This is a genomic window from Ancylobacter sp. FA202 (genome assembly GCF_000380205.1).
In the GTDB taxonomy this organism is placed as follows: domain Bacteria; phylum Pseudomonadota; class Alphaproteobacteria; order Rhizobiales; family Xanthobacteraceae; genus Ancylobacter.
The window spans coordinates 4,532,353-4,546,983 of sequence record NZ_KB904818.1 but is presented as its reverse complement, the minus strand read 5'-3'; the positions used below and the strand labels follow the sequence as shown (position 1 = coordinate 4,546,983).

Below are 14,631 nucleotides of genomic sequence, written 5' to 3'. Positions count from 1 at the left end.
GCTGACGGCATGCCCGAGTTGAGCCGCCATGACAATAGCGTCGTCGCATTTCCCTGTCCTGCCCCGTCCTAATCGGCATCCCCGCCGGCGCTTCCGCGCAGCTTGGCCAGCGCCGCGAAGGGCGATGCTTCTTCGGGGCCCGGCTCGGCCGGCCCTTCAAAAAGCGCGTCGGGCTTGCGTGGATAGGGATCGAGACCCAGGGCGAGGAACTCCGCCGCGACGGCGCCGGCATCAATGGTTCCGTCGATGATCGGATCGGGCAGGTCGAGCTCGGAGACGTCGATCTCGGCGCCCGGGCGGATCTCCGGGAGCTTTTCGGCAGGCGCGAAGGTGAGGTCGATGTCCTCGGACACCCGCGTGTCGAAATCCTCCAGCGTCACCACGCAGGTCTGGGTAACGACGGCATCGACATGTCCGGTGACACGGACCGTGCCGCCGCGCCCTGGGGTCAGAATGACGAGGGCGGTCAGCGAGGGAATACCGGGAATGCCGAAATCCTTCGCCAGGGCGGCGCGGGCGGCAGCATCGGGCGCGAGCTTCAGGTTCAGGCCATCGTCCGGCAGGCTGGCGACGAGCACGGGCTTGGAAAGGGGCGAGGCGTCGGTCATGACGGGTCTGTCTCCGTGGAGCCGATGGCGGCCGGCGGGGCCAGCGGGAAATCGCCGGCGGCGAGGCTGGCGAAGGGAACCGCCTGCAGCGCGGCCGCCGCTCCTATCATATAGTGCGCGAAGGCGCGCGCTTCATGCGCAAATGCCGGCTTCGAGCCGTAGACATTGCGCAGCACCGCCGCCGAAAGCGCGTCAAGGTCGCCCGCTTCAAGGGGCCCCTCATAGGCGCCTATCCGGCCATAGAAGGCCTCGGCCACCTTCTTCATCTTCTTCGGCACGGTCAGGTCGCCAACCCCCATCTCCCGGAGGTTGGCGTCCATGTCGGTGCAGAAGGCGTCGAAGACGCCCTGCCCGAGCCCGCGGCGTTCTTCGCTCTCGACCTTAAGGCGATGAAACAGCAGGAAGGCATGGGCGAGGATCATCTCGAAGCGGCCCTCAATGGTGTCGGGCACCGCGTAATCGGTGTAAAATACAGGCTGGCGCGAATGCGCCACGATCGCGCCATAGAGCCGCTGAATGGTCTCACCTCCGTCATTCCGGCGGAAGAAACGCAGAATCATGGACGGCTCCTGCCTCGTTGCCGCTGCCGCCTCGGCGGATGCGGCTATGCTGGCGGGTTAACGCGGGCAGCCGTCGCTGGCAACCCCGCGCTCCGCCGCAGCGCCGAGATGGCGCGGCGAGCGGGTGTTCGATGGTTGCATCAGGGGCCCCCCCTGTGCTTTCTGCCCATGGTCGCAACGCCTTCCGGCGGAGGCGGCACGAGCTTCGGAGTTGAGTGGATGGCATCGACGCGCGCGACGCGGAACAAGGCTCCTGGCACCCGGATCGCCGCCCGGGCCTCGCTGGCCGTTGCCGGCGTGGCGATTGTCGGCCTCACCGGCTGCTCCGGCGACATGCCGATGGCGACGGCCAGCATGGGGCTTCCCCGCTCGCCCACCGGCTTCGTGCAGGAACAGCAGCGCGGCTATGTCATCGCGCCGGAGGCGCTGCAGCAAATCCCCGTGGGATCCAGCCAGGAGCAGGTGTTGCTGGTGCTCGGGACGCCCTCGACCGTCGCTACCGTCGACGGCGAAGTGTTCTATTACATCTCGCAGAAGGCTAGGAAAGTGATGTTCCTGCGGCCGGAGATTACCAATCAGCGGGTGATCGCGGTCTATTTCGACCCGAAGGACAAGCGGGTCACCCGGGTCGCCGATTATGGCCTGAAGGATGGCAAGGTTTTCGACTTCATCAGCCGGACGACGCCGACCGGCGGCCAGGAAGTCTCGCTGATGGGGCAGATCTTCAACGCCACCACATTCACTCCTGGCCTCTGATCCGGGCGCGGCGCGCTCTTCAGCCGAAACGGTCGGCCGAGAACGGGGCCGGGTCGGTGCAGGGCACATCGCCATTCATCATCTCCGCCAGAAGGCGGCCGGTGATCGGCCCGAGCGTGAAGCCCAGATGCTGGTGGCCGATGGCGAGCCACATGCCGTTCTGCCCCGGAGCCGGCCCGATCACCGGAAGCATGTCCGGAAACGCCGGACGGCTTCCCATCCACGGCTCCGGCTCCGCTCGCGCACCGAGCGGAAACAGGCCGCGCGCCAGAACCTCGGTCTTGTCGAGTTGCACCGGGGTCTTGGGCGCGTCGCGACGGGCGAATTCGACACCCGTGGTCAGGCGGATGCCGCCGACCATCGGCGTGATGACATAGCCGCCTTCCTCATCCAGCACGGGACGCGACAGGCTGGCATTGCCCTCGGCATGATAGTGCATGTGGTAGCCACGCTTGACCTGCAGCGGCAGGCTGATGCCGAACGGGCGTAGCAGGTCCATGGCCCAGGGACCGAGCGCGACCACCACCTCCGGCGCCTCGACACTGCCTTCGTCCGTCATCACCGACCAGCCCGAGCCGAGCCGCGCCAGGGTGCGCGCATCGCCCCGGCGCACCTCACCGCCAAGTTCAGCGAAATGCGCGGCATAGGCTTCGGTGACGCCGCCGGGGCTCGACACCGAATGTGGGTCCGACCAGATGACCGCGCCGGTGAACACCGGCCGCAGCGATGGCTCCATGGTCAGCGCCTCGTCGACGCTGATCTCGCGCGCGGAAAGCCCGTAGGATTGGGCAAGCGGGAACTCGCTCCGCTCCACATCGAGGCCGGCCGCCGTGCGGTAGAGCTTCAGCCAGCCGCCGTCGCGGAAGAAGTGGGTGGCCCCGGCGGCACGGGCGAGGCGGTCATGCTCGTCCACCGTGAAGGCGAGCAACTTCTCCATATGCCGGGCATAGTCGAGCAAGCGGGCTGGTGCGGAGGCGCGCCAATAGGCGAACATCCACGGCGCCAGGCGCAGCAACGCGTCCCAATGGTAGTTCGCTCCCGGGTTGCGCCCCAGCGCCACCTCGACAAGCGCCGAAATCTTGCGCGGGAACGCGACGGGGTAGATCGACGCCCGCTCCACCAGCCCGGCATTGCCGTAGGAGGTCTCCTCGCCGGGACCGCGTCGGTCGACCAGAACGACGGAGCGTCCCCGCTGCGCAAGGTGATGGGCGACGCTGGTGCCGACGATGCCGGCGCCGAGCACGATGGTGTCGGTCTTCATGATGAACCTGCGGGGGGCGAAAGGGGCAGCGAGGTGAACACGGTCAATGGGTGGTGAAAGCGTCGGGCGGCGGCAATGCGCGCCGCCCGACCTGGGGTCAGTTGATCGGGAAAGGGAAGTACTTGGCGTTGATCTTGGCGAAGGTGCCGTCGGCCACGATCTCCTTGATCGCCTTGTTCAGCGACTCCCGCAGTTCGTTGTCCTCCTTGCGCACGGCGATGCCCGTGCCCTGGGGGTTCACGTCCTTCAGGTCCGGCCCGACGAATTTGCAGCACTTGCCGTCGGTCGACTTCTCCAGCCATTCATAGAGCACGAACTTGTCGGCCAGCACCGCGTCGAGGCGGCCGGCGGCGAGGTCGGCATTGGCCTCGTCCTGCGTCGGGTAGAGCTTGATCTCGGAATCCTTGTACTTGTCTTCGAGATAGGTCGCGCCGGTGGTCGAGGACTGCGCGCCGATTGTCTTTCCCTTCAGCGCCGCAGGGGCGATGTCGGTGATCGTGGTGTCTTTGGCGGCGATGAAGCTGCCCGGCGTCAGGTAGTACGGAATGGTGAAGGACACCTTCTCCTTGCGCTCGTCGGTGATCGACATCGAGGCGAGGATCAGGTCGTATTTCTTGGCGAGCAGCGCGGGGATGATGCCATCCCAATCTTGCGCCACGAAGGTGCATTCCACCTTCATCTTCGCGCACAGCGCTTCGCCGATCTCGATATCGAAGCCGACGAGCTTGCCCGCCGAGTCGACCGAATTGAAGGGCGGATAGGCGCCCTCGGTACCGATGCGCACCTTCTTCATCTCGGCCTGGGCGGCGCCCGCCCCGATGGCGAGAGCGGCGGCCGCGAGCAGTATCCTGGCGATTTTCATTTGGCTGTTCCCGTAACCAGCGCCGGATGGTCCGGCGTCTGGCTGCGAGGCTAGGTCGATGCCGGGCCGCAGGCAATCGTGGAAACACCCCACCTTCGGCGGGGCTTGTCAGAAATGGCTGAAACTGCCTTGGGCGAAGGTCAGCGGCGCGCCCTTGCCGTCCCGGACCGTAAGGCCCTGGCCCTCCACCGTATGCCCGATCACGGACACGCCGATGCCGGCCGTGGTTGCGACAGTTTGAAACCGGCTGAGTGCGTGATGCGGCACGACGGCGAGGATTTCATAGTCGTCGCCTCCGGTGAGGGCCACCTCCAGCAGCGCCGGCTCCGCCTCGACCGCCCGCCGGGCGGCGTGGCTGAGCGGAACACGTGCGGCGTCGATCTCGCCGCCGATGCCGGAGGCGGTCAGCATCTTGCCGAGGTCGCCCACCAGCCCGTCCGAGACGTCCATCGCTGCGCTGGCATGTTCCCGCAGCGCCCGGATAAGCGGCAGGCGCGGGCGCGGCAGCAGGTAGCGGTCGAGAAGGAAGGCGCGCTCCTCTTCGCTCGATGCCGCGCATCCCGGTCGTTCCGGGGCCAGCCGCAGGGCTAGGCCAAGGGCCGCGTCGCCGATAGTGCCGCTGACCACGATGGCCTGTCCGGCCCGTGCGCCGGTGCGGCGAACCATTTCACCCGTCGGCACGGCGCCGATGGCGGTGAGGGAAACCATGAATGGGCCCGGTGTCCGCACCGTGTCGCCTCCCAGCAACGGAGCGTCATAAAGCGCGGCGTCGGCGCCGATGCCGCGGGCGAAGGCGTCGAGCGCACTCGCGTCCATGTCGGGTGGAATGGCGAAGGCCAGCATCACACCCAGCGGGCGGGCCCCCTTGGCGGCGAGATCGGAGAGATTGACCCGCATCGCCTTGCGGGCAATTGCTTCGGGTGGATCGTCGGCGAAGAAATGCACACCGGCCACCAGCGCGTCCTTGGTCAGGACCAGTTCATGTCCGGGCGGCACGCTGAGAAGGGCGGCGTCGTCCTTAAGACCCAGCGCCCCGGCATGGGTGGCGATCGGCGCGAACAGCCGGGCGATCAGCGCGTCTTCGCCGGACGGCCTTGCGCCGCTGGAACCGTCCGCCATCGCCTGCTCCCGTCTAGCCGGTGAAATCGGCCGGCCGCTTCTCCCGCGCAATGCCGTCGAGCACCGCATTGACCATGCCAGTCTCCTCGCGATCGAGGAAGGCCGCTGCCACGTTCACATATTCGGCGATGACCACACGGGCAGGAACGTCCGGGCGCTCGGAAAGTTCATAGGTTCCGGCCCGAAGGGTGGCACGCAGCACCGCCTCGATGCGCTTGAGCGGCCAGCCATGGACCAGCGCGGCGTCCAGCAGCGTGTCGACGGCCCTCTGCTCGCGCACCACGCCACCGACAATATCGCGAAACAGGGTGAGGTCCGCGCTGGCGATCTCGTCGCCTTCGATCTCCTGCCCGATCCAGTGGCTCTCGAACTGGGCGAGGATCTCAGACAGCGGTGTCGCTGCAAGGTCCATTTGGTACAGCGCCTGGACGGCGTTGAGCCGAGCCGCGCTCTTGCGCACCGGCTTGTGGCCGGCAGTTTTGATGGTCGGCTTTTCGTCGGCGGTCATGGTGCTCACCCGACCTGGCGCTTGAGGCGAAGCAGCGCCAGTGCCGCCTCGGCCGCGCCGGCACCCTTGTTGCCTTCCGAAACCCGGGCCCGGACCCAGGCCTGCTCGTCGGTCTCGACGGTGAGGATGCCATTGCCGAGCGGCACCTTGCGGGCGACCGCCAGGTCCATCAGCGCGCGCGACGATTCGCCGGCGACGACCTCGAAATGGTAGGTCTCGCCGCGCACAACGCAGCCAAGCGCGACGACAGCGTCGTAAGGCCTACCTGCCGCCAGAGCCGCGTCGAGCGCGATGGCGGTTGCGACCGGGATTTCGAGCGCGCCGGGCATGGAGATGACCTCCGCCTGCGCTCCGGCTGCCTTGATGGCGGCAAGGGCGCCGGCCAGAAGCTCGTCGGCGATGTCGTCGTAAAAGCGAGCTTCGACGACGAGAACCCGTTCGCCGGCAAGCGGCATGGTATCGGCGGCATCGGATGCGCGCGGCGGGCGGGGGCTCGCCATGGTGTTACCTCATGAACTGACAGAGCCGACGACGTACAGGCGTCAACGGAACTCCGCAAGCCGCGCGGCGTAACGGGCCATCATGTCGACTTCGATATTGACACGCCCTCCCGCCCTCACCGCGTCCCAGGTGGTGTTGGCAAGGGTGTGCGGGATGAGCAGGCAGGAGAAGCGGGTGCCGTCGACTTCGTTAACGGTCAGCGAGGTGCCGTCGAGCGTCACTGAGCCTTTCATGGCGATGAAGGGCGCCAGTGCGGCCGGCGCGTCGAAGGTGAAACGCGTCGTCTCGCCCAGATCCTCGCGTGCCAGCACCTGCGCGACGCCGTCGACATGGCCCTGCACGATGTGGCCGCCGAGCTCGTCACCGATCTTCAGTGCGCGCTCCAGGTTGAGCCGTTGCCCGGCGGCCCAGTCTCCCGCCGTGGTGACAGCCAGGGTTTCCGGCGCGGCCTCGACCTCGAAAGCGTCTGGCTGCAGCGCAACTACGGTCAGGCACACGCCCGAGCAGGCAATGGAGGCGCCGAGTTCGATGCCGGCCGTGTCGTAGCGCGTGGCGATGGTCAGCCGCCGCACGTCGTGGCGGGGCTCGATCGCGCGCAGTGTGCCTATGTCGGTAACGATGCCGGTGAACATTCTAGCGACGCCTCATGATGCGCAGATGATCCGCGCCATACTGTTCCTCTTCCACCACGCAGAGATAGTCGCTCAGGGTGGAAAGCGGCAGTCCCTCCAGCGCGTCAAGTGCGCCGCTTCCCAGCGCCAGCGGTGCCTTGAACAGGTTCACCTCGTCGACCAGCCCCGCGTCTAGGAAGGACGTGACGACGCGCGGGCCGGCTTCCACCATGACCCGCGTCACGCCGCGCAGGGCGAGCAACTTCAGCGCGTCGTTGAGATCAAGCCTGCCGTCAGGACGGCGGCGCACCCGCATCACCTCTATCCCCATCGTGCCGAGCATCGCCTCAGGCGCCGCGGGGGCGTCCTCGGCGGCGACGACCCATAGGGGTGCGACATCAAGGCTTCGGGCGAGCGCGCTGGTCGGCGGAAGGCGCAGATCGGCATCGAGCACGATGCGCAGCGGCGAGCGGTCCTGCATCCCCGGCAGGCGGCAGGTGAGCAGTGGATCGTCCGAGAGCACCGTTCCGATTCCGGTGAGAACCGCGTCATGGGTGGCGCGCAGCATGTGGACCCGGTCCCGCGTTGCCGGACCGGTGATCGCCACCGGACGGCGTCCGGCCAGTCCGACTTTGCCATCGGCGGAGACGGCCATCTTGAGCATGATATGGGGCCGCCCCTCGGTGACGCGGCGAATGTGCCCGGCATGGTCGATCAGCGCCTGCGAGGCCCCTGTGCCGACCTCAACCGCGATTCCGGCTTCGCGCAGAATGGCGAAGCCCCGGCCGGCGACGCGGAAATCGGGGTCCTGAACGGCGGCAACCACACGGGCGATGCCGGCGGCCCGTATCGCGTCGACGCAGGGGGGCGTGCCGCCATGGTGCGAGCAGGGCTCGAGCGTCACGTAGAGCGTAGCGCCGCGTGCGCCCTCCCCGGCCTGAGCCAGTGCCTGCGGTTCGGCGTGGGGGCGCCCGCCCACCGAGGTCCACCCCCGGCCCAGCACATGGGCCCCGCGTGGGCCGTCGCGAACGACCAGCGCGCCGACCGCAGGATTAGGCCAGGTATGGCCGCGCTCGCGCCGGCCGATGCTCAGCGCCGCCGCCATCAGGGAGGCGTCAGAGGCTGTTTCGGTCATGGCGTGGGCAGATGGACTCGAAGGCTGCGCATCAGTCGTCGATTCCCGGCTCACGGAGGCGGCGAGCGGTGAGTTCGTCGGTCGCTTCCTCCTCGGCGAGGCGGGGACCCAGTTCCCCGAGCAGGGTCTCGAAATCCTTGGCTTCGCGGAAATTGCGGTAGACCGAGGCGAAGCGGACATAAGCGACGTCGTCGAGCTGCTTGAGGCTTTCCATCACCCGCTCGCCGATCATCTCGGAGGTGATCTCGCTCTCGCCCATGCTCTCCAGACGGCGAACCAGACCGGACACGAGCCGCTCGACCCGTTCCGGGTCGACGGGGCGCTTCCTCAGCGCCACCTCGATCGAACGGGCGAGCTTGTCGCGGTCGAACGGCACACGCCGGCCGGAGCGCTTCAGCACGGTCAGCTCGCGTAGCTGCACCCGCTCGAAGGTGGTGAACCGGCCGCCGCAATCCGGGCAGATGCGGCGACGGCGGATGGCGGCGCTGTCCTCGGTCGGACGGGAATCCTTGACCTGGGTGTCGAGGCTTCCGCAGTAAGGACAGCGCATCGTTCGGCCTCAGCTGTAGATGGGGTAGCGGGCGAGAAGATCGGCGACCTTGCCGCGCACCGCGCCTTCCACGAGGCTATCCTCGTCGGCGCCCTTCTGCGAGAGCACGTCGAGCACTTCCGCGATCATGTCGCCCACCTGCTGGAATTCGGCCACGCCGAATCCGCGCGAGGTGCCGGCCGGCGTGCCGAGGCGCACGCCCGATGTCACCATCGGCTTTTCCGGGTCGAAGGGAATGCCATTCTTGTTGCAGGTGATGTGGGCGCGGCCCAGCGCCGCTTCCGACACCTTGCCGGTGAGCTTCTTCGGGCGCAGGTCGACCAGCACCAGATGGGTGTCGGTGCCGCCGGAGACGATTTCGAAGCCGTGGCCCTTGAGGTTTTCAGCCAGCGCCTTGGCGTTCTCGACCACGTTCTTCGCGTAGAGCTTGAACTCGGGCTGCAGCGCCTCGCCGAAGGCAACCGCCTTCGCCGCGATCACGTGCATCAGCGGGCCGCCCTGGGTGCCGGGGAAGATGGCGGAGTTGAACTTCTTCGCCAGGTCCTCGTCATTGGTCAGGATCATGCCGCCGCGCGGGCCGCGCAGGGTCTTGTGCGTGGTGGTGGTGGTCACATGGGCGTGCGGCACCGGGTTCGGGTGGGCGCCGCCCGCCACCAGGCCGGCAAAGTGCGCCATGTCGACCATCAGATAGGCCCCGACCGAATCGGCGATGGCGCGCATCTTCGCGAAGTCGATATGGCGCGGATAGGCCGAGCCGCCAGCGATGATGACCTTCGGCTTGTGCTCGTCGGCGAGCTTGACCACCTCTTCATAATCGATGCGCTGGTCGTCGCGGCGCACATTGTAGGGCACCGGCTTGAACCACTTGCCCGACAGGCTGACCGGCGCACCGTGGGTCAGATGACCACCGGCCGCAAGGTTTAGGCCCAGGAAGGTGTCGCCCGGCTGCATGAGGGCGAAGAACACGGCGGTGTTGGCCTGCGCGCCGGAATGGGGCTGCACATTGGCGAAACCGGCGCCGAAGAGTTTCTTGGCGCGATCGATGGCGAGCTGCTCGGCCACATCGACATATTGGCAACCGCCATAGTAGCGGCGGCCCGGATAGCCCTCGGCATATTTGTTGGTGAGCACCGAACCCTGCGCCTCAAGCACGGCGCGCGAGACGATGTTCTCCGAGGCGATGAGCTCGATCTCGTCGCGCTGGCGGCCGAGCTCGGCGGAGATGGCGCCGGCGAGCTCCGGATCGGTCTCGGCCAGCGGCGCCGAGAAGAAACGGTTGATGAAGTTGTGGCTAGAAGCATGAGCTTCGGACGACATAGACCGGCCTCCCTGGGCGGTGGCGATGCCTCCCGGCCGGCGGCGTGCCGACCGCGAAATCGAGGCGGGTCGCTTAGCACAGCACCCGGGGCTTTCAAAGCACGCCGCCCGCAGGGGTGCCTTGCATCGAGGCGGCAGCCGCAACGGAAGGGTGCGACACCGGCGCTCTGAGGTGATGACAGCGCGCGGGGCCGGCGCGTATCGTCGCGCCCTCACCTTCTCGCGAATCCGGGCCAAGCCATGAAGATCATTCACTCGCCGCGCCATCTCGGCCATTCCGGCCATGTCGAACTGATGAACGGGCAGGTCGTCCCGGCCTTCGAGAAGCCAGAGCGGGTGGCGATGATTCTCAACGCCATCGGCGAGCGACCCTTCGGCACGCTGATCGAGCCGGCCGCCCATGGCCTCGATCCGCTGCTCAAGGTCCATGATGCGGCCTATGTCCGCTTTCTCGCCAATGCCTGGGCGCTGTGGACGGCGGATGGGCGTGACTTCCCGGCCTTGCCCAGCTTCTGGCGGGCGCCGGGCATGCGGACTGATATTGAGCCCGAGACCATTGACGGCAAGCTCGGCCATTTCTCCTTCGATGCCGGCTGCTGCATGGTGGCGGGAACCTGGGACGCGGTGCAGGCGGCGGCCGATATCGCGCTGACCGGGGTCGACCTTGTGGCGGGGGGCGAGAAGTCTGCCTTCGCCCTGTGCAGGCCGCCCGGCCACCACGCCCATGCCGGGACGATGGGCGGCTACTGCTTTATCAACAATGCCGCCGTCGCGGCGCAGCGCTTCCGCGACCGTGGCGCTGCGCGGGTCGCCATTCTCGATGTCGACTATCACCACGGCAATGGCACGCAGGCGATTTTCTATGATCGCCCGGACGTGCTGGTCTGCAACATCCATGCCGACCCGCTGCAGGAATTCCCCTATTTCCTCGGCTTTGCCGATGAGACCGGCACTGGCGCCGGCGAGGGTTTCAACGCCAATTACCCGCTGCGCTGGGGCACCGACTATGCCGGTTGGGGCGCCGCATTGGACGCGGCATGCGCGCGGATCGACGCCTTCGGGCCGGACGTCGTCATCGTCTCTCTCGGCGTCGACACCTACAAGGACGACCCGATTTCGCAGTTCCAGCTGGATAGCCCGGATTATCTGAAGATCGGCGCCCGCATTGCCGCCCTGGCCTGCCCGACCCTGTTCGTGATGGAGGGTGGCTATGCCGTCGAGGCGATTGGAGTCAATGTTGCCAATACGTTGGAAGGTTTTCTTCAGCGATAGCGGGATCGGCGGACCGATCAGAGGCGATAGAGGATCTGGTCGGTCCAGAAGCGCTCCAGCCGGGTCAACGCCTTGTTGAGCTGCTGGAAATCCTGCGGTCCGATGCCGCCGATCTGCTCGATGGTGGCGAGGTGCTTGGCGTGGAGTCCTTCGACAATGTCGCGCACCTCCTCGCCTTTCTCGGTCAGCCGGATCCGCACCGAACGGCGGTCCACCCGCGAGCGGCGGTGGTCGAGAAAGCCGGTCTCCGCAAGCTTCTTGAGATTGTAGGAAACATTGGCCCCGAGATAGTAGCCGCGCGTGCGTAGTTCGGCAGCGGTCAGCTCGGCGTCGCCGATATTGAAGAGCAGCAGCGCCTGCACGGCGTTGATATCCTCGCGCTCGCGACGGTCGAGCTCGTCTTTCACCACATCCAGCAGGCGCCGATGCAGCCGCTCCACCAGCGTGACCGCCTCGCGGTAGAGAGGGCGGATCGATTCCCGCCGCTCGTCCTCGGCCCCGTTGATGCTGATGACATTGGTCGCCTGAGCTGCACGCATGGTTCGTACCCCGGTCTCAGAAAGTGGGGATTGGCTCCCTCTCATGAGGCGGCGACTCTCACGCCGACGGGGATAAGATCGGTTTAAGCGACAGGCTGAATCCTTCGTCACCGCAACGGGTTAACGAAATATGAAGGCTCAGCGTTCGCTCTCACGCGCCGCCTTGTAGGTGAGGAAGGCGTAGGCGGCGACGAGGACCGTCTCGATGGCCGCCACGATCATCAGCCGGCCAACGCCCTCCGGCGCCGAGGCGTTGATGAGAATCTGGACCATCGCCGTCACCAGCCAAAGTACGACACCCCAGGAGGCGCCGAGCCAGAGGCCCACAGCGGCCACGGGATTCATGATGGCGGCCCAGATCACTGCCGACTGGGCGGCGAGGGAGAGCATCTCGAAGCGGCTGGTGTCCCCGTCCCAGACGCCGCAGACGAGTGTCCAGCTATAGACGGTCTTCACCATGAGGAAGCCGGCGAGGCAGCGCAGATAGAGGATCACGCGCGATTGCCAGAGCGGCATGCGCGCCCCGGCCGGGCCAAGGGTGGCGTCTATGGGATCGTAGGGAGAACTCATGGCGCCTGCATACTCCAAAACGCGGTCAGGCAAGCAGCAATTCGTCGTCAAGCGGCGTATCGAACAGCGCGGTGATGGCGGCGGGATCGATCTCGCTCAGCTGTGCCGGGCGCCACGCCGGCTTCTGGTCCTTGTCCACCAGCACCGCTCGCACGCCTTCAAAGAAGTCGGGCCGTTCGAGCAGGCGCGTCACCAGGCGGAATTCCAGCGTCAGGCAGCCCGCCAGATCGAGAGCCGGGCCACGCTGCATCTGCTGGAAGGCGATGTGCACGCTTGTGGGCGAGGCGCGGCGGATCGTCTCCAGCTGCAGCCGGGCGAAGGTGGCGACCTCGCCCTCGCCTTCCGCCACCTTCTCCAGCGCGATGACAATCGCCGCCACCGAGCCACCCGCGAAGATGCGGTCGATGTGCGGGTAGAGGCTTGCAAGCTCGGGCGCCGGTGGACGGATAGCCGTGCGTGCGAGGAGCGTCTCCACCGCCTCGCCCGACGCCAGCGCGTCCTGGAGCTCCGGCCAGCGGGTGGTCGGGATGTGGTGGGTGTAGAGGCCGAGTGCGAGCGCATCCGCCATGCCGATGCGCGCCCCGGTCATCGCCAGCCAGGTGCCGCTCCAGCCGGGAAGGCGCGGCAGCACAAAGGTGCCCCCAACATCGGGGAACAGGCCGATCGCGACCTCCGGCATGGCGAAGCCGAGATTTTCCCCGGCCACGCGGTAGCGGCCATGGCCGGTGAGGCCGAATCCGCCGCCGAAGCACAGGCCGTCGACCAGTGAGACAAACGGCTTGGGGTAGCGCGCGATGAGATAGTCCAGCGCGTATTCGTCGCGCCAGTACTGCCGGGCCTCCTGCGTGCGGCCAGTGCGGCCGAGTTCGGCCATGGCGCGCACATCGCCGCCGACGCAAAAGGCGCGCGGATGGGCCGAGCGCAGCACCACATGCGCGATGCGGGGATCGGCGATCCAGGTCCGCAATCGGGCGTCCATGGCCAGGACCATCGGGTGGTCCAGGGCATTAAGGGCGCGCGGCCGGTCGAGTGTCACGATGCCAACGGCGCCGCGCTCTTCGAAGCTGATGCCGTTGTCTGCCATCACGTCGATCCTGCCTGTCGCTGTCCTATCCAGCCACTTAAGCCGTTCTTCCCCTCGCGAAAAGCCGGAGCGCCCGACAGCGAGGTAGGAACGGACGGGCTCGCACCAGGCGCCCGCGTCAACATGCCCTGCCGCACGGGGTCGGGCTCATACGCAATCAACCGGGTGAAGAGGTCGCGCGCGGCGTCGTATGGAGCTATAACCATTCGAAAGTGCCGCGCCGGAGGCGACGCGGCGGGATCCCGCCCTCCTGGCGAGTGTCTTTGCGAGCGTGTCCATGACCATTCCCTTCGCCCGACCGCGCCCTGTCCATCCCGAGCCTTCCGGCCGGCCTGATGCGTCGTCGAAGCTCGATCTGGTGCAGCGCCCCCGACGGAACCGCAAGTCCGAATGGGCGCGCCAGCTGCTGCGCGAGAACACGCTCACCGTCGCTGACCTGATCTGGCCGATCTTCGTCAAGGATGGCCATGGCGAACGCACCGCGATCGGCTCCATGCCGGGGGTCGACCGGCTCTCCGTCGACGAAGCGGTGCGCGAGGCGGAGCGGGCGGCGCGACTCGGCATTCCGGCCCTGGCACTTTTCCCCTACACCGATCCGGCCCTGCGCTCGGCAGATGGGCGCGAGGCGCTGAATGCCGGCAATCTCGTCTGCCGCACGCTGCGGGCGATCAAGGATGCGGTGCCGGAGATCGGCCTCATCACCGACGTCGCACTCGATCCCTATACCAGCCACGGCCATGACGGGCTGCTCGACGGCGTGGGCCGTATCCTAAACGACGAGACGGTGGCCGTGCTGGTCGAGCAGGCACTCGTCCAAGCGGATGCGGGCGCCGACGTCATTGCTCCCTCTGACATGATGGATGGGCGCGTGGGCGCCATCCGGCGAGCGCTTGATGGCGAGGGCTTCCACGACGCCCAGATTCTCGCCTACAGCGCCAAATATGCCTCGGCCTTCTACGGGCCGTTCCGCGATGCGGTGGGCTCCACCGGCTGCCTCAAGGGCGACAAGCGCACCTATCAGATGGACCCGGCCAACGGCATGGAGGCGCTGCGCGAGGCGGCGCTGGACATCGAGGAAGGCGCGGACATGCTGATGGTCAAGCCCGGCCTGCCCTATCTCGATATTGTGTATCGCCTCAAGGAAACCTTCGGCCTGCCGACCTTCGCCTATCAAGTGTCGGGCGAGTACGCGATGATCGAGGCCGCGGCCCGCAATGGCTGGCTCGACGGCGACAAGGCGATGATGGAAAGCCTGATGGCGTTCAAGCGCGCGGGTGCTGACGGCATCCTCACCTATTTCGCGCCGCGCGTGGCGGAAAAGTTGGCGCGCGAGGCCTGACGCCGCTGCAGGCGCCAGCTGCCATGCCCTGCTGCGCGC

17 protein-coding genes are annotated in these 14,631 nt (G+C 67.1%); 3 read left to right on the top strand and 14 right to left on the bottom strand.

Annotated features, from left to right (window positions below; genetic code table 11):
• Positions 1 to 68: 68 nt before the first annotated feature.
• Positions 69 to 608 carry a DUF177 domain-containing protein gene (locus A3M1_RS0121145; RefSeq protein WP_018390989.1) on the bottom strand — a complete coding sequence of 180 codons (540 nt, stop codon included), beginning with the start codon at positions 606 to 608 and terminating at the stop codon, positions 69 to 71.
• The gene (locus tag A3M1_RS0121140) at positions 605 to 1,168 is read right to left on the bottom strand and encodes a ubiquinol-cytochrome C chaperone family protein (protein ID WP_018390988.1); all 564 of its coding nucleotides are present in this window, start codon (positions 1,166 to 1,168) and stop codon (positions 605 to 607) included. The genes A3M1_RS0121145 and A3M1_RS0121140 overlap by 4 nt, the downstream gene beginning before the upstream one ends.
• A 219-nt stretch (positions 1,169 to 1,387) precedes the next feature.
• On the opposite strand from A3M1_RS0121140, the gene A3M1_RS0121135 reads away from it, so the two are divergent.
• Entirely contained in the window at positions 1,388 to 1,924 is a 537-nt protein-coding gene (locus A3M1_RS0121135) for an outer membrane protein assembly factor BamE (RefSeq protein WP_018390987.1), read from the top strand.
• Positions 1,925 to 1,943: 19 nt separating this feature from the next.
• On the opposite strand, the gene A3M1_RS0121130 is transcribed toward A3M1_RS0121135, so the two are convergent.
• The 9 genes from A3M1_RS0121130 to glyA form a co-directional block, all read right to left on the bottom strand.
• Positions 1,944 to 3,185 carry an FAD-binding oxidoreductase gene (locus A3M1_RS0121130; RefSeq protein WP_018390986.1) on the bottom strand — a complete coding sequence of 414 codons (1,242 nt, stop codon included), beginning with the start codon at positions 3,183 to 3,185 and terminating at the stop codon, positions 1,944 to 1,946.
• Positions 3,186 to 3,282: 97 nt separating this feature from the next.
• Positions 3,283 to 4,047: an ABC transporter substrate-binding protein gene (locus A3M1_RS0121125; RefSeq protein WP_018390985.1), complete on the bottom strand. Its 765-nt coding sequence runs from the start codon at positions 4,045 to 4,047 to the stop codon at positions 3,283 to 3,285.
• 108 nt (positions 4,048 to 4,155) lie between these two features.
• Entirely contained in the window at positions 4,156 to 5,166 is a 1,011-nt protein-coding gene (gene thiL, locus A3M1_RS0121120) for a thiamine-phosphate kinase (RefSeq protein ID WP_018390984.1), read from the bottom strand.
• A gap of 13 nt (positions 5,167 to 5,179) precedes the next feature.
• Complete coding sequence (gene nusB / locus A3M1_RS0121115) at positions 5,180 to 5,674, bottom strand: transcription antitermination factor NusB (protein ID WP_018390983.1); 495 nt, start codon at positions 5,672 to 5,674, stop codon at positions 5,180 to 5,182.
• Between the two features lie 5 nt (positions 5,675 to 5,679).
• Positions 5,680 to 6,174 carry a 6,7-dimethyl-8-ribityllumazine synthase gene (gene ribH, locus A3M1_RS0121110; RefSeq protein WP_018390982.1) on the bottom strand — a complete coding sequence of 165 codons (495 nt, stop codon included), beginning with the start codon at positions 6,172 to 6,174 and terminating at the stop codon, positions 5,680 to 5,682.
• A gap of 42 nt (positions 6,175 to 6,216) precedes the next feature.
• Positions 6,217 to 6,807 carry a riboflavin synthase gene (locus A3M1_RS0121105; protein ID WP_018390981.1) on the bottom strand — a complete coding sequence of 197 codons (591 nt, stop codon included), beginning with the start codon at positions 6,805 to 6,807 and terminating at the stop codon, positions 6,217 to 6,219.
• 1 nt (position 6,808) lies between these two features.
• Positions 6,809 to 7,921, bottom strand: a complete 1,113-nt coding sequence (ribD, locus tag A3M1_RS0121100) for a bifunctional diaminohydroxyphosphoribosylaminopyrimidine deaminase/5-amino-6-(5-phosphoribosylamino)uracil reductase RibD (RefSeq protein ID WP_018963972.1) — start codon at positions 7,919 to 7,921, stop codon at positions 6,809 to 6,811.
• A gap of 31 nt (positions 7,922 to 7,952) precedes the next feature.
• A complete protein-coding gene (nrdR, locus tag A3M1_RS0121095) occupies positions 7,953 to 8,471 on the bottom strand; it encodes a transcriptional regulator NrdR (protein ID WP_018390979.1) in 519 nt (172 codons plus the stop codon).
• A 9-nt stretch (positions 8,472 to 8,480) separates the two neighbouring features.
• Positions 8,481 to 9,788, bottom strand: coding sequence for a serine hydroxymethyltransferase (gene glyA, locus A3M1_RS0121090; protein ID WP_018390978.1), 1,308 nt, complete (start codon positions 9,786 to 9,788; stop codon positions 8,481 to 8,483).
• A gap of 240 nt (positions 9,789 to 10,028) precedes the next feature.
• Between glyA and A3M1_RS0121085 the strand changes: the two genes are divergently transcribed.
• Entirely contained in the window at positions 10,029 to 11,060 is a 1,032-nt protein-coding gene (locus tag A3M1_RS0121085) for a histone deacetylase family protein (protein ID WP_018390977.1), read from the top strand.
• A 17-nt stretch (positions 11,061 to 11,077) separates the two neighbouring features.
• Here the strand turns inward: A3M1_RS0121085 and ldtR are convergent, their stop codons facing one another.
• The 3 genes from ldtR to A3M1_RS0121070 all read right to left on the bottom strand — a co-directional run bounded on the left by ldtR (position 11,078) and on the right by A3M1_RS0121070 (position 13,253).
• Positions 11,078 to 11,599 carry a transcriptional regulator LdtR gene (gene ldtR, locus A3M1_RS0121080; RefSeq protein WP_018390976.1) on the bottom strand — a complete coding sequence of 174 codons (522 nt, stop codon included), beginning with the start codon at positions 11,597 to 11,599 and terminating at the stop codon, positions 11,078 to 11,080.
• Between the two features lie 138 nt (positions 11,600 to 11,737).
• Complete coding sequence (locus A3M1_RS0121075; RefSeq protein ID WP_018390975.1) at positions 11,738 to 12,169, bottom strand: DUF6163 family protein; 432 nt, start codon at positions 12,167 to 12,169, stop codon at positions 11,738 to 11,740.
• 25 nt (positions 12,170 to 12,194) lie between these two features.
• Positions 12,195 to 13,253, bottom strand: a complete 1,059-nt coding sequence (locus A3M1_RS0121070) for an enoyl-CoA hydratase/isomerase family protein (protein WP_018390974.1) — start codon at positions 13,251 to 13,253, stop codon at positions 12,195 to 12,197.
• A gap of 277 nt (positions 13,254 to 13,530) precedes the next feature.
• Between A3M1_RS0121070 and hemB the strand changes: the two genes are divergently transcribed.
• A complete protein-coding gene (gene hemB, locus A3M1_RS0121065; protein WP_018390973.1) occupies positions 13,531 to 14,592 on the top strand; it encodes a porphobilinogen synthase in 1,062 nt (353 codons plus the stop codon).
• The last annotated feature ends 39 nt before the right edge of the window (positions 14,593 to 14,631 follow it).